This is a genomic window from Lysinibacillus cavernae, assembly GCF_009724685.1.
GTDB lineage: Bacteria > Bacillota > Bacilli > Bacillales_A > Planococcaceae > Lysinibacillus > Lysinibacillus cavernae.
Genome location: NZ_WMEF01000015.1, coordinates 30,980 through 46,120, shown reverse-complemented (window position 1 = coordinate 46,120; position 15,141 = coordinate 30,980). Strand labels below are relative to the sequence as shown.

Annotated in this window: 14 protein-coding genes; 1 reads left to right on the top strand and 13 read right to left on the bottom strand. The window is 40.1% G+C overall.

Annotated elements, in window-relative coordinates; all coding sequences use genetic code 11:
- Positions 1 to 543: 543 nt before the first annotated feature.
- From GJU32_RS20680 to GJU32_RS20620, 13 genes are all read right to left on the bottom strand, one after another.
- A complete protein-coding gene (locus GJU32_RS20680; RefSeq protein ID WP_155593812.1) occupies positions 544 to 1,080 on the bottom strand; it encodes a hypothetical protein in 537 nt (178 codons plus the stop codon).
- 91 nt (positions 1,081 to 1,171) lie between these two features.
- Positions 1,172 to 2,002: an SH3 domain-containing C40 family peptidase gene (locus tag GJU32_RS20675; RefSeq protein WP_155593811.1), complete on the bottom strand. Its 831-nt coding sequence runs from the start codon at positions 2,000 to 2,002 to the stop codon at positions 1,172 to 1,174.
- Between the two features lie 2 nt (positions 2,003 to 2,004).
- Positions 2,005 to 2,784: a serine hydrolase gene (locus GJU32_RS20670; RefSeq protein WP_155593810.1), complete on the bottom strand. Its 780-nt coding sequence runs from the start codon at positions 2,782 to 2,784 to the stop codon at positions 2,005 to 2,007.
- A gap of 7 nt (positions 2,785 to 2,791) precedes the next feature.
- Positions 2,792 to 3,724, bottom strand: a complete 933-nt coding sequence (locus GJU32_RS20665; protein ID WP_155593809.1) for a S66 peptidase family protein — start codon at positions 3,722 to 3,724, stop codon at positions 2,792 to 2,794.
- Positions 3,721 to 4,668: an ATP-binding cassette domain-containing protein gene (locus GJU32_RS20660; protein WP_155593808.1), complete on the bottom strand. Its 948-nt coding sequence runs from the start codon at positions 4,666 to 4,668 to the stop codon at positions 3,721 to 3,723. Before GJU32_RS20660 ends, GJU32_RS20665 begins: the two co-directional genes overlap by 4 nt.
- A complete protein-coding gene (locus GJU32_RS20655) occupies positions 4,661 to 5,734 on the bottom strand; it encodes an ABC transporter ATP-binding protein (RefSeq protein ID WP_155593807.1) in 1,074 nt (357 codons plus the stop codon). The genes GJU32_RS20660 and GJU32_RS20655 overlap by 8 nt, the downstream gene beginning before the upstream one ends.
- The gene (locus GJU32_RS20650; protein WP_230875112.1) at positions 5,727 to 6,695 is read right to left on the bottom strand and encodes an ABC transporter permease; all 969 of its coding nucleotides are present in this window, start codon (positions 6,693 to 6,695) and stop codon (positions 5,727 to 5,729) included. Before GJU32_RS20650 ends, GJU32_RS20655 begins: the two co-directional genes overlap by 8 nt.
- A 5-nt stretch (positions 6,696 to 6,700) precedes the next feature.
- Positions 6,701 to 7,645 carry an ABC transporter permease gene (locus GJU32_RS20645; protein WP_155593805.1) on the bottom strand — a complete coding sequence of 315 codons (945 nt, stop codon included), beginning with the start codon at positions 7,643 to 7,645 and terminating at the stop codon, positions 6,701 to 6,703.
- Positions 7,646 to 7,728: 83 nt separating this feature from the next.
- The gene (locus GJU32_RS20640) at positions 7,729 to 9,552 is read right to left on the bottom strand and encodes an ABC transporter substrate-binding protein (RefSeq protein ID WP_155593804.1); all 1,824 of its coding nucleotides are present in this window, start codon (positions 9,550 to 9,552) and stop codon (positions 7,729 to 7,731) included.
- A gap of 342 nt (positions 9,553 to 9,894) precedes the next feature.
- Positions 9,895 to 10,689: a M55 family metallopeptidase gene (locus tag GJU32_RS20635; RefSeq protein WP_155593803.1), complete on the bottom strand. Its 795-nt coding sequence runs from the start codon at positions 10,687 to 10,689 to the stop codon at positions 9,895 to 9,897.
- Positions 10,686 to 11,369, bottom strand: a complete 684-nt coding sequence (locus GJU32_RS20630; RefSeq protein ID WP_196426759.1) for a M15 family metallopeptidase — start codon at positions 11,367 to 11,369, stop codon at positions 10,686 to 10,688. The genes GJU32_RS20635 and GJU32_RS20630 overlap by 4 nt, the downstream gene beginning before the upstream one ends.
- A 335-nt stretch (positions 11,370 to 11,704) precedes the next feature.
- The gene (locus GJU32_RS20625) at positions 11,705 to 12,763 is read right to left on the bottom strand and encodes a DmpA family aminopeptidase (RefSeq protein ID WP_155593802.1); all 1,059 of its coding nucleotides are present in this window, start codon (positions 12,761 to 12,763) and stop codon (positions 11,705 to 11,707) included.
- 1 nt (position 12,764) lies between these two features.
- Positions 12,765 to 13,463 (bottom strand): aspartate/glutamate racemase family protein, encoded by a 699-nt coding sequence (locus tag GJU32_RS20620; RefSeq protein WP_155593801.1) that lies wholly within the window; start codon positions 13,461 to 13,463, stop codon positions 12,765 to 12,767.
- A 249-nt stretch (positions 13,464 to 13,712) separates the two neighbouring features.
- Here GJU32_RS20620 and GJU32_RS20615 point away from each other — a divergent pair, with 249 nt between their 5' ends.
- On the top strand, positions 13,713 to 15,107 hold the full coding sequence (locus GJU32_RS20615) for an alanine/glycine:cation symporter family protein (RefSeq protein WP_155593800.1): 1,395 nt from the start codon (positions 13,713 to 13,715) through the stop codon (positions 15,105 to 15,107).
- Positions 15,108 to 15,141 lie beyond the last annotated feature (34 nt).

Genomic DNA, 15,141 nt, shown 5'->3' with positions numbered 1-15,141 from the left:
CCTTCATGCTCATCAACAACGAGTATGGAGGGTTTATTGTATGAAACCCATTCGTATTTCAAACGTCTACATGAAAAATGCGGAAAGGATAGGAACATCGTGACGCGTAAACAACTACTCAGTCTTATCACCGTGAATCTTGTACTTTTGCCATTCATACAGTTTTGCTACAACCTTTTATTTGCAACAAAAATAGATGAGAGTTCTTTTCAACTTTTCATTTTCCCTACGATCATACTATTGCTGAACCTATTGCTATGGTGTTGTCGACTAAAAATACCATTTTATATCCATTCGATCTTCATCTACGTAGGGCAGGGTACTTCATTAGCCTGTTATTTTGCTTGGCATTATCGTCAATTAGAGCCCTACCCCCACATGCCCCCAGGTGAGGCAACATTTGAATTATACATGAGTACTTTTTTAATCGGCTTATGGCAGCTAGTGGCATTATCTATTGTTAATCTCAGTCTCTTCGTAAGCACAAAACTTTTGATGGCCATAAAAAAAGCTTTATAGGATTTAACCTATTAAAGCATAACATCAAACATTCACTGAATTTGTTAATCGATGGATAGTAGTTTCGATCTGAAAGACACGTGTATTTAGTGCACCTGAGCTGTCCTCTACTTGATGGGCTATTTTTTCCGTAAATTTACCCAAGTTCTCGACGATGTTTTTTTGAAGCTCAGCTTGTCCATCTTTCAGTCCTTGGACTCCATCTTTCAATATATGAACATCTGTCTTTAGCTCTTGAATTTCATCTTTCAATACATGGACATCTGTCTTTAGCTCTTGGACTTCATCTTTCAATACATGAACATCTTCCTTAAGCTCTTGAATGTCTTCTTTCATTACAAGAACATCTTCCTTCAGCTCCCGAACTTCACCTTTTAGTACATGAACATCTTCCTTCAGCTCTCGGACTTCACCCTTCAGTATATGAACATCTTTCTTTATATCTCGAACTTCACTTTCAATCGTATCTAAGCGAGTTTCCATAGACTCTAAACGGTGATTGACTGGCGCCAACTCTTCTCTTAAAACGGAACGCAACAATTCTTGTAAGTCTAGTGACAACTACTCCCCTCCTACCCTCAAAATTTTTTACTATTATAGCACACTTCCTATCGATTATCGCTCTCTAGTATGTTCCTAAAAAAAGAGAAGCCTAACTATTTGGCTTCTCCTGAAATAAAGTACCTACTTCTTGTAAGGTAGTCGCTAAATCGTGTCGATAGAGTGGATGATATTCATCTAAGCTATTAACTGTCACTTCATTACCACCAAGCGATGAGTGAACATAAAGATGATCCCCCATGTATAAAGCAATGTGACCTGGAAAATAAATTAAATCACCCTTCTGCATAAGGTCTCTGTCTATTTTCACAATTGGAAAGCCTTCAACAATCTTGGCATCCCGATAAATAGTAACGCCATTTAACATATATGCCATCGAGCACAAACCCGAGCAATCAATACCTAACGGCGATTTACCACCCCATCGATAAGGTGTCGCTAAATAACTTAACGCAGTTTGCACAACGTTTTCGCGAAATAGCTGCTCAGATGATGGATGGTCTGTTATTTTTGCATGTAGCCATTTTTTTCGAACATACCCCGTTTGTCCTGATACTAATTGTACGGCTGACCATTCTTCCTGTAAGTTATCAACTGCAATGGCACAAACTGATGAGCCTTTCACAAGTGTAATCAATTTAGTGCTTTGAATACGGGGTTGCTGTAAAACATCCGCAAAGCTTTGAATAATGACATGCCGTGATTCATGTTGCCAAGTAGATGCAAGTGCTTCATCTAGTAGCAAGTCAGCTTTCTGACAATACCCTTCATAGCGATAGGCTGTTTGGATGTACACCCATCCCTCGCCCAAATCCTTGGTGATGTCTACGGTCATCCCATAAAGTACTTCATCTACTAATTCAGAAGATTGATCTGGCTTACTATGCAAATTGGCAATCATTGCTGTCACAGTAGCCTTCATTGCTATCTCCCCTTCCGCTCCACCAATTGGTCATAAACAACTTTTGATAGACGACCAATTAGTTGACGAGCCTGATCATTATCCGTCACGTTCGTTAAAAATACACCGATACTATAATCGATTGCGCTACTGTAAACGATCCCTACATCATGATCTACGGTATCAAGTCCACCTGTTTTATGTGCGAGTTTGACATCATCCACTAGATAGCGCATTAAGGAGTCATGTACGCGCTGTCGACTTAAAATATCAATGACCAGTTTACTGTAAGAGGGTGACAATACATCTTGTTGATAAATACGTGTAAAGAGATGAGCCATGTCCCGTGCTGATGTGCGATTGTCTATGCCCTTTGCAAGGCGCTCAACATCCATCATTTTTCGCTGTAGCACCGTGTCCTGTAGACCAATTTGACGAAAATAGTCATTCAAAAATTCCATCCCCACTACATCGATACATACATTAGTTGCCGTATTATCACTCGTAATTATCATCCATACAAGAAGCTCATATAAAGTACTTTGTGTAAGCCGCAGTTCACTAATCACACTAAAATCTACCCAATCGTCTGGAGAAATCGAACGCGTAGAATCAAGAGAAATATTGTTGTTCTCCATATACGTTAATAACGCTAGAAGAATAGGAACTTTTATTACACTCGCACTAGAAAAGGAACTCTCCAACTGATAGTCAATGAGCAACTGGTTGGTTTTTAGATTTTTAACAAATAGATGCGCGTTATAAGGCGTCTCTTTGATCATCTCTTGAATCATCTGCTCCATAGCACACCTACCCAGCAACATGGATTCGTTGTTTGTCTGCATCCATCATGATTGTGCTTCCTAAAGGCAAAGACATTGTTGGTAAACAATGTCCACATGCTAAATCAGCAATAATAGGCCTACCTAGAGGAACTAGAATTTCTTCGAAAATAGTTTGTAGTGATAAGCTATGCTCTGGCTTTTGGGGATTTTCTGGTCCACAATCTGTCCAAGCACCCAATAAAATGCCCGCCACGTCATCTAGTTTCCCTGCTAGTTTTAATTGCGTCAGCATGCGATCCACTCGTTGTTCCGATTCATCGATATCTTCTAAAAAAAGTATTTTACCTCGTGTATCAATTTCATATGGTGTGCCAAGTGATGCCGTGACTAATGTTAAGTTGCCACCGATGAGCTGACCTGTGGCATTGCCAGCTACAAGTGTTGACATTGATTGTTCAGAAGGATTTTCCAGGTAAAGTGCTTTTTCTTCATTCGCCATAATCTGCTGGATAAAGGATTGCCATGTATAATCATCCATCTCTTGTCTAATAAATTCAGTAGACGGCATTGGTGTATGGTAGGTAACAAAGCCACAAAGCTGATTCAAGGCTATATGTAAAGCTGTCACATCACTATAGCCAGCAAATACTTTAGGATTCGCCCTGATCATATCAAAGTCTAATTGCGGTAAAATCTTTGTGGCGCCATATCCTCCACGTATACAAAAAACACCATCAATGGTTGGATCTCTAAACATTCGATTGACATCAGCTGCTCGCAACTCATCAGATCCTGCTAAATAACCGTGCCTTGCGTGACATGTTTCTCCAACGACAACTTTTAGCCCTAGCTTTTCAATACTAGCAATAGCTGGCTGCAATTTACCTGATGGTGTTGCCCCAGAAGCACTAAGCAGACCAATGGTGTCACCTTTTTTCAATGCCTTTGGATGAATCATTTATTTACCTCCATTTTCAGTGAAGTGCGATAATTGACTAGTTCTTCTTCATTCGCTAAAACAAAATGGCCCTCCTCAATTTCAACGAATGAAGGAGGATTTTGATCGTAGCTGTGTTGTGACGGATCGTATACTTCTACCACTTTTCCTCGTTCCTTATATGGATTTGGCTCAGGAACTGCTGATAACAGTGCCCTTGTATAAGGATGAAGAGGATGGGCAAAAAGCTTTTCCGTTTCCGCCAGCTCAACAATTTTTCCTTTATAAATCACCGCTGTCCGGTCAGTAATAAAACGGACAATCGATAAATCATGTGCTATAAATAAATACGTTAAATGATTTTGCTGTTGCAAGCTTGCTAGTAAATTCAATACTTGTGCACGAATGGATACGTCTAAGGCAGATATTGGCTCATCTGCAATGATGAACTCTGGCTCCATCACTAAGGCACGGGCAATGCCGATACGCTGGCGTTGTCCTCCTGAAAATTCGTGTGGAAAGCGGCTTGAGAACTCTGGTAGTAGCCCTACATTTAATAAGGCATTGCGAACCTTTCGCTGACGATCAGCCTCATCCTTATATTTTTTTGAGGGATATAAACCTTCTGAAATAATATAGTCAACCTTCGCTCGTTCATTAAGGGATGCCATCGGATCCTGGAAGATCATTTGGATTTTCTGCGTAATTTCTTTGTCCCAATCTTTTGGGATTTTACCCTGTATACTTTTGCCATGGTACAGAATTTGCCCTTCTGTGACCTCGTTGATGCGCATAATTGCCCGACCTATCGTTGTTTTCCCTGAGCCTGATTCGCCTACTATACCAAATGTTTCACCTTTGAAAATATGAAAACTGACATCATCAATCGCTGTAAATTTATTTTTTCCTTTGCCAAAAACAACTGTTAAATTTTTTACCTCTACAAGCACTTCTTTGTCAGTCATTGGCATAACTCCTCCCCTCTGCAAAAAACGCTTGTAAAGCTGCGGGAGGATCTACTTTTGGTGCGAGCGGGTCTAATAACCATGTTCGCGCATAATGCGTGTCACTAATTTGAAAAAAAGGAGGACGCTCTATAAAATCAATTTTTAATGCATATTGATTGCGAGGTGCAAAGGCATCACCATTTATTTCTTGAAAAAGATTAGGTGGGGTGCCCTTAATGGAATACAATTGTTCCCCCTTAGAGCCAAGCTGGGGTAAGGAGGAAATTAGTGCCCACGTATATGGATGTTTACTATTAAAGAAAATTTCGTGTGTCTCTCCGACTTCGATCACATCACCTGCATACATCACCGCAATACGATCAGCCACCTTTGCAACAACACCTAAATCATGCGTAATATAGACAATCGATAAGCCGTACTTTTGCTGGAGATTCTTTAATAGCTGTAAAATCTGAGCTTGTATCGTTACATCTAAAGCTGTCGTTGGTTCATCACAAATTAAAATAGCTGGCTTGCAGGCAATCGCAATGGCAATCACAATGCGTTGGCGCATCCCCCCTGAAAATTCATGAGGGTATTGCTTATAGCGCTTTTTCACATCAGTAATTCCTACATCTGTTAGTAATTTCAGTGTTTCCTCATAGGCTTCCTTGCCTTTTAAGCCTTGATGCATGACAACACATTCCTCTATTTGCTTACCAATTGTTTTGAGCGGGTTCAATGATGTCATCGGGTCCTGCGTCACCATTGCTATTTCTTTACCTCGAATACCTAGCCATTCTTGCTCTGTCGTAAACTGGCCCAAATCCTGTGCATTATAAATAATTCTCCCCTGCTTAATGCTGCCGTTTTTATCAAGCAAGCCCATAATGGATTTCATCAGCACCGATTTACCTGAGCCTGATTCACCGACTATGGCTAAACTTTCGCCTTTGTATAGATCGAGTGAAATATCTCGGATAGCTGTTAATACGCGACCACGTAACGTAAATTGAATAACTAAATTTTGTATAACTAATATGCGGGATTTTTTTGGCGTCACTTGTTTCATCTCCTTACACATGGTTTTTCGGGTCTGCTGCATCTGCAAAGGAATTACCAATAATATAAAATGCAATCGTAATGACACTTAACACAATACTTGGAAAGATGAGCTGATAGCGTAAGTCTGGTGACATCATGAGGACGCGCCCTTCATTGATTAAATTCCCTAAAGACGGCTCACTGATTGGAAGCCCTAAGCCGATATACGTTAAAAAAACTTCAGCGCCAATCGCGAAAGGAATGGCTAGGCTCATCCGTAACATAATTACAGAAATTAAATAGGGTAATAGATTTTTTAGGATTATCCGATAATCAGGTGTGCCTAAACATTTAGAGGCGAGGTTGTATTCACGGTCACGTAAAATAACAATTTGATTGCGAATAAATCGAGCCATTTCCACCCAACCCGTTATACACATGGCGATAATAATTGTTGAAATACTTGGACGTAAAATATAAGACATTAAAATCAAAACAATGGTTGTCGGGATATTATCAACAACGTTATAAAGCTGTGTAATAGGCGCTTCTAATTTCCGTGAAAAGCCCCACAGCGTACCTATCGTAATACCAACTACTGCCTCCACTAATGCGACAACACAGCCAATAAATAGAGACGTTCTTGTGCCAGCCCAAATACGAGACCATAAATCCTGACCAATCGAGTTCGTGCCAAACCAAAATTCTGCATTTGGCGCAATATTACGTGCCTGCATCCCTGTTTGCTCATCTAGGTAAATTTCAGTGGGTGATTTTTGCACTGGTAAATAGGGCTGGAGAATGGTAAAACCTACGATAATAAGCACGCCAACTAATAAAAAAACGGCTAGTCGATTTTTCAAAAAGGATTGCCATGTAGATCGCCAATAAGAGTAATTAGAGTAACCTATTTCTTCTGCCTGACGTGCATCGACTTCAGCAAATTCAAACAATGTTTCACGAGACTTATTCGAAATATTATTGATTTCGTCTGTATACATGCCCACTAACGTACTCCACCTCCCTTGCCTAATTTAATGCGTGGATCCACAAGAGCCATCGCAATATCCCCTAAAATAAGTCCGATAATGCCAAGAGAAGAGAACACTAGCACTAAACCTTGTACAATCGTATTATCCTGTCTCTGAATGGCATCAACGAGTAAGCCGCCCATCCCTGGAATGGAATACAACGATTCAATATAGATAGAGCCTGTAATCGTAAACAAAATAGTGGCAGGTAAATATTGTGCCATGGGAATAAAGGCATTTCGTAATACATGCTTGAACATCAATGTCCGTTCTTTCACACCCTTGGCCCTTGCCAGCTTAATATAGTCCTTGTTCAGTTCGTCAACCATGTATCGTCGCATCCACATCGCATAGGAAGCTGTCGGTGCCAAAGCCATTGACGTAAGAGGAAGAATCCATGTGATTGGCCTGTATTCATCAAAAAGCATCGGTAATTGAAAGAGATCCGTAATATACATTTGGATAACTAAGTAATAGACGGCTGCAGGGACTGCAACAACAAAAACGATATAGCCTGTCCCAAGTCGATCCAGCCAACGCCCCTTGCGGTAGGCCATCATAATGCCTAAAGGGACACCTATGATAAGAGATAAAGCAACTGCTCCTAATCCGAAAAGCAGAGAATACGAAATTTTATCTCCTATAATCGTAACAACAGGGACATCTGTGCGATAGGTCACTGATTTTCCTAAATCCCCTTGCAGTAAATTGTTGTAAAAATGACCCAACTGAACAAGCAATGGATCACGCAATCCTAGATTTGTTAGGTAAATTTCTTGCTGAGCTGGTGACATTTTATCCGCTGCCGCTCCTAGATACCCTTCCTCCGGCATTAACCGTAATAATGAAAAGACAATGGTTATGATTATAAAAAGGGTTAATACGGATTGTAAGAGTCGTTTTCCTATATACTGCAACATCGCGCCATCCTCCTTTGTCAAAAAGACTAAAGGAGATGCCGACTATTTTTTTCGGTATCTCCTTTAGTAACTACGATTCAATACTACTTTTCAGCATTTGCTAAAGCTTCAGCTCGTTCTTGCTCCCATTGTGCGAGCGCTTTTTTGAAGTCTTCATTACTCATTGGCTTTTCAAGCACTTGCTGTCCTTTAAATTTCTCAGCTGTTACACCAAATGGAGAATACTGTGCCTCAAACGGATTTAATTTGGAAGCCACATAGCCACTACCACCTACTGAATATGGAATAACAAAGGCTTCATCAATTAAAAAGGCCTCTGCCTTCGCAAATAGCTCATAGCGTTTCGCCGTGTCAATCGTTTCTTTGGCTTGATCCACAAGATTTTGATATGTCGTATTACCATTTGCCTCTGTATAACCCTCTGCTAATTCTGGTTTATTGTAAGTTCCATCCACTGTGAATGGATCTGTATACGTAGATGGATCTGCAAAATCAGGACCCCAGTTCGCTTCTAAAAGAGCAAATTTACCAGGGCGGCGCACCTCAGATAAGAAGCCTGTGGATGGACCAGCTTCAACGATCATGTCGACATAATCTGTTCCTAGTAATTTTTCTATTTGCTGCTCTACTACTTGAGAACGATTGGCCCAATCTGGGCTACCCGAGTTATAGGGCATTAATACTTTCACCGGGAATGTTGCTTTACCAGCTAAAGCTGTTTTAGCTTTTTCTTTAAATTCCAGTGCTAAGTCTTTATTGAAGGAATCTTCATTGGAAATGGCAGCAAGTGGCGCTAATTGTGTATAATCCACTCCTTCAACATCGACAAAGTTTTTCGGCGTAATGGTATTACTCAACAAATCTGCAGGGTTATAAGGCTCAACTGTTAACATCGCAGAAACACGATCAAGCGCATGGAATAATGATTTCCGGAAATCTTTATTGTTGACAGCGACCTTCCAGTTATCTGGCTCATATTGTGCGTCAAATTGTGGGTTGAAGTTGAGTGCATAGAAGTAGGTATAGAAGTTATTTTGTGTTTGACGAACCTGAGATTTTTTCTTATCATCTTTAAACCATTCATCAATAATCGATGTTGGAATACTAGCTGAATCAATTTCTCCACGTAAAAATAGCTCTGGCGCAACTGTTGCCGCTTCTTTATTGTATTTATAGCGGATACGGTCAATCAGCACTTTGTCTTTATCCCAATACGACTCATTTTTTACAAGAACACGCTCATTTTGCGGCTCGAATTTATCTAAAATATAGGAGCCATTATAAAGGAAATTTTCACGCGTTGTGCCAAAATTCTCTCCCTTTTCTGCAATGAACTGTCCATTCACTGGGAAGAAACAAACGTAATTCAACATAGAAAGAAAATAAGGTGTCGGTGCTTCTAAAGTATATTCTACTGTATGTTCATCTAGCGCCTTTATGCCAACTTTCTTGAAATCGGTCATCTCACCGTTATAAAATGCTTCCCCATTTTTTACTACCGTCGCAATCCATGCTGTCGATGATTCATTTTTTGCATCAAGAACGTAGTGTAAGCCGTCCACAAAATCCTGTGCAACAACATCTGCATATTTCTCGCCCTCATGTGTGACCCATTTCGCATCATCACGCAACTTGAATGTCCACACGGTTGCATCATCATTAGCAGACCACTCTTTGGCTAATCCTGGCTGGACAACTCCATATTTATCATATTCAATGAGCCCATCCACCATATTCGCGGCCACCGCAAATTCATTTGTTTCAGACGTCTTTAAATAATTTAACGTTTTAATTTCCCCCGAATACACGACCCGATATTCCGATGATTTTTCATTCGAAGACTTATCATTACAGGCTACACAAAACAATACGACCAGACATACTAACAGCAACCAATACTTTTTCACAAGCATCCCCCTAGTCATCTTTTTATAATGAAAATCCTATTGTGAGGCTGATCAATAGAATCGTTCAAACATAAGCTAGGTCCGTCTAAATTGATCGTCTATCGATGAAATGGACAACGGCACTATGCAATTTGTTTTGCTACGATGCCTTTATTAGGTTCGATAATATCCTTTTTATATGAAATCAATCCATGGCGACAGCGTGTCCTACTGCTCGTTGAATATACCTTTGAGCAAAGCCCTCCGTTGAATGGACCACCTTTGATGCCCTTTTGAGTGGTTTTATTACTGAGCGCTTTTCAACCATTGTTAAGCAGACCCCTCACCCAATGGGTTTCTTCATCATGTCAAAAACTGCAAAAGACGTAATACCTCATAAAAATCATCTGTAATAAATTCCACGGTATTATGTGGCTTGAATGTGGCATTTGGATAGAAAGAGTTGCGATAGGCTCGTGTATGGTCACGATAAATAACCTCCACCACAAAGCGTTCTGGCAAAGTGACCTGTAAATCGGCACGTGGCACTTGCATAGAAGACTCTACCAGTCGCTTTGTTTCCATAATGGTTAGCTGTGGACTGACACTGATCGTCGCATTCCCTATCCCTTCTTTTGTGGCAAACGTTTGAATGTGTTCATTTAAGGACTGAATTTCTTCTGTTAAACCCACATCACCACTAACAAACGACACAGGAACACCATGTAATGCCGCTGCATACGTATTGATTAAAAATTCACTTGCATATTCACCATTCATTTTGACATCAGCATATGTGCAAAGTGTATGAGCCAGCGGATTGCGCTCACTTCCACCTTTACTGTGGTAGCCAATAAAAATGGCACGATCAAAGCTTTGATCAAGACCTGCTACCATACACATTGGATCGTATGTCCAGCCACGGATTACTTTACAATTGATTGGTAAATTAGTAATGTCGAGATTGCGAGCAGAATCATGCGCATCCTTTAATAAAATTTCTGTTGCCCCCCCTGCTATGGCCCCTTCAATAGCCGCTTCCACTTCTCGTGTCATTTGTCTTTGAAAAAATTGATAATCTGGTGCGTTTAATTCAGTCTCACTCCATGTGGTTGTGCCAGTAATGCCTTCAATATCTGCACTAATATAAATTTTCATAAAAATTTAAACTCCTTTACGTTATGATTTTGTATTGTTGCGCGTACTGCTCCATAATGTGCTACCTGAGCTTGAACACGTCTTGCCCAAGCCGCATTTTGATAATCGTAATGCCACCATTCCTCCGCGTAATTCGTAAATCCAGCAAATGTCATACAGTTATACAGCAAACGCCTATATTGACAAGCCTGAGGATTTTCTTCAGCGTACGTTTCAAAATACCGTGTAGCTGATTTTTCATTCATTTCATCAAATGCTGTACCAAGATCCAATGCTTTACCATGGACATCAGCTAGCGTGACATCGATTGCTCCCCCTGTTAAATGTGGTACCAAATGTGCTGATTCTTCACTTGGAAAGGCAACATACTTTTTAGTTACTTGCATGATTTCTTGCGGTGTCGAATGTGGCAATAATTTTGCTACTTGGTTAGAAAAATAGGTAAACAAATACTGCTGTACTTGAAAGGGACGATAGCCATCATAAAGTAATAGACTATATTCTTGAGGTAATAACGTTAATGCATCATGCAAGCACTCAGATACGCCTTCACGTACATAGATAGCTCGTAAACTATTAGGTACCTGTTGCTGATAGTAAATAGGCTCGATGAATATTCTCGGATGATTGTCTGTTATCTGGATAAGAGGCTCAAAGCTTTCACAAACAGACGGAACCATAGGAGGGTTCACATCAATAGTTGCCGCTATTGGTTGAAAGATGTTTACTATAGTGGAACACCACCTCAAATTTTTAGATAATTCAGTTTTTTAAAATGAATAGTATCATATCTCTATAACATTGACTAGATAAAAAAAGAATAATTACAAGATACTGGTTATTCTCTTACAATGACACACATTACGTCAAAAGTTGGTCGAAATACTTCCTTTATCCTCTATTTAAGGATTTTATTCGTAGCACTGCTCACTCATGCTAAAAAAATGCCGAATGCTGTTTTTATTGCACAAAAAAAGTTATTGAAACGTTGTTTATGTCTCAATAACTTTTCTCGCTATGCTTTTTTAAATGAGTAGGCTTCAACTGTATGCCCATTGCGACCAATCGTAGTCTGTGCCTGTGAAAGTGAATTGATAATAGCTTCCTCTGTCGCTTCAGCAGCAGCGGTAAACAACTGATTCATAACTGGATGATCCTCACGTATCTGTGTCCGTGTTTCGACAAGTTGATCTGTGACATGTGGAATACTGTGTGCAGTCGTAAAACCAATAACAATATCGCCACTTCCATGTGAATAATGGCTGCCTGTCCGTCCTAGACCTATACCGCAACGTTTAAGCACTCGTTTTAGTTGACGGCTGCTAAGTGGAGCATCTGTCGCAAGAACAATAATAATCGAACCATCTGTCGGAGATAAGGTCGATTGACTTTGCGTATTTGAGGTTACGTAACGCTCGGCAATAAACTCAGAGCTTTGTCCAAAATTGCTAAGTACCATACAGCCTACTGTATAGCTAACCTCACTTTGTTCTATTTTAACAATGCGGGAAGATGAACCAATCCCCCCTTTATAGCCAAAACACATCATCCCTTTTCCTGCACCAATTGCCCCTTCCTGTGCCGTCTGATTAGAAGCTTGACGAATAGCTTCAATAGCCTGCTCAGGTGTCACTGGACAAGCCCTGATCGAATTTAAATAACTATCATTACATTCGCCTACAACGAGATTAATTGTTCCAGTTGTTAGTCCAATGTCTTCATTCATGTCCAACATATAGCGCAGTGTTCCTTGCATAACGGCTGGCACGCCAAAAGTATTGGTTAACATAATAGGTGATTCAATCACACCAAGCTCATTCACTTGCACAAGCCCCGTTGTTTTTCCAAAACCATTCAGTACATAGCTTGCCGCTGTCACCTTTTGCTGAAATAAATTGCCTCCATGCGGTAAAATCGCTGTGACGCCTGTACATGCATAAGCTCCATCCTGATTTACTGGCTCATCTAATGTGACATGCCCAACTTGTACGCCTGCTACATCGGTAATACAGTTTTTCGTTCCTACTGGTAACGAGCCAATTTCAATGCCCCATTGTCTTATTTTTCCTTGCATATTACGTCTCCTCCTGAATAGCTATCGATACTGCAGCCTGTGCATGGATGGCGGCTGTATCAAATACTGGAACGTGGACATCCTCCTGCTGAATAAGTAGACCAATCTCCGTACAGCCTAGAATCACTCCTTGTGCTCCTGCTTTCACAAGCTCGTCGATGATTTGCATATAGTACGATTTAGAGGCAGATACAATGTTGCCCAAACACAATTCTTCATAAATAATACGGTTTACCTCCATTCGTGCAATCTTGTCTGGCACAATAACGTCAATACCAAATCCCTCCACCCTAGCCTTATAAAATTCCTGCTCCATTGTATACATAGTGCCAAGGAGTGCTATTTTCTGTAATCCTGCCTCTTTAATTTGTCTAGCCGTTGCATCCGCAATATGTAAAATCGGGATTGTGATGGCCGCCTCGATGACATCAATGACCTTGTGCATCGTATTCGTACAAATAATGAGTAAATCTGCACCTGCACGCTCAAGTGATTGCGCCGCTTGTGCAAGGACATGACCAGCTTCGTCCCACTCTCCCCTAGCTTGAAAATGCTCGATTTGCTGGAAATCTACACTATACAAAATACATTTGGCAGAATGTAGACCTCCTAGCTGATGTTTTACTTGCTCGTTTATGAGCCTATAATATTCCGCGGAGGATTCCCAGCTCATACCACCAATTAAACCAATCGTTTTCATCAAAATCACACTCCTTTTAATCTATTATTATACGCCTGAAATAAGAGAATTTTCCAAATTCAATTCCAAAGAAATCCTGTCTCGAAGAAAAAATTATTGATTTTTCTAAAAAATATTATTTAAGAGTAAAATATCTAACTTTAAATTTATAAATATCAAAATTTTATCGCAATTCATTATTTTAGAAAAGTTGATTTTTCATAAAAAAACAGTGTAGACTAAAGCGTACTGTGAAAGGAGGGACAACTTATGGAATGGATTTCAACTATTGTTGATAGCGGAAATAATATTTTATGGACATATATCCTGATTATCTTACTTTTAGCAGCAGGGCTATATTTTTCATTTGGTACGAAGTTTGTACAAATTCGTCTTTTTCCTGAAATGTTTCGTTTAATTGTAGAAAAAAGAGAGGGCGAGTCGGGTGTATCACCGTTCCAAGCCTTTACGATTAGTGCTGCTTCTCGTGTCGGCACAGGTAATATTACTGGTGTTGCTTTAGCCATTGGTGTAGGTGGACCAGGTGCAGTCTTTTGGATGTGGATTATTGCTATTTTAGGGATGGCAACAGCCTTCATTGAAAGTACATTAGCACAGGTGTATAAAGTAAAGGATGGCGAGACATTCCGAGGTGGGCCTGCCTACTATATAGAAAAGGCATTAGGGCAAAGAAAGCTAGGCATTATCTTTAGTATTCTATTAACATTAAGCTTCGGATTTATCTTCAATGCTGTACAGTCCAATACAATCGCTACTTCCGTTGGGGAAGCTTTTGATATTAGTCCAAAAGCCATTGGCATAATGCTTGTTGTATTAACAGCGTTAATTATTTTTGGTGGCGTACATCGAATTGTGAAGGTTACACAAATTCTTGTACCTGTCATGGCCATCTTCTATTTACTTGTAGCTCTTTTTGTTGTGGTGACAAATTTATCGGAAATTCCGAATGTCTTTAAACTAATTTTCACACACGCATTTGGCCTACAAGAAGCTGCTGGTGGCGCAATCGGAGTTGCTATCATGCAAGGTGTACGTCGTGGGTTATTTTCCAATGAAGCTGGGATGGGTAGTGTGCCAAATGCAGCAGCTACTGCCAATACCTCACATCCTGCCAAGCAGGGGCTTGTGCAAAGTTTAGGTGTCTTTTTTGATACGATTATGATTTGTACGGCGACAGCTTTTATCATTATTTTAGCTGGCTTATATGATAAAGGTGAAAGCAACGGCATAATTTTGACGCAAAATTCTTTAGCTGTCCATGTTGGTGAATGGGCTCCTTACTTTATTGCTATTTCCATCATCTTCTTTGCCTTCAGTTCCATTATCGGTAACTATTATTATGGTGAATCCAATATTGAATTTTTGAATGCACATAAAGGTTGGATGTTTAGCTATCGTATTTTAGTATTAGCCATGGTAATGTTTGGCTCTATGGCTCAAGTACAACTTGTGTGGAACTTAGCTGACTTATTTATGGGGCTCATGGCTCTCATCAATATTTCCATTATTATGATTCTCGGCAAAATTGCCTTCCTCGTGTTGGATGACTTTACGAAACAACGCAAAGCAGGCAAGAACCCAGTCTTTTATGCAAAATCAATTCCAACATTAAAAAACACTGATTGTTGGGAAGAAGATCGCTAACAACATAACGCCACTCCTTTTAAGCTAAAGGAGT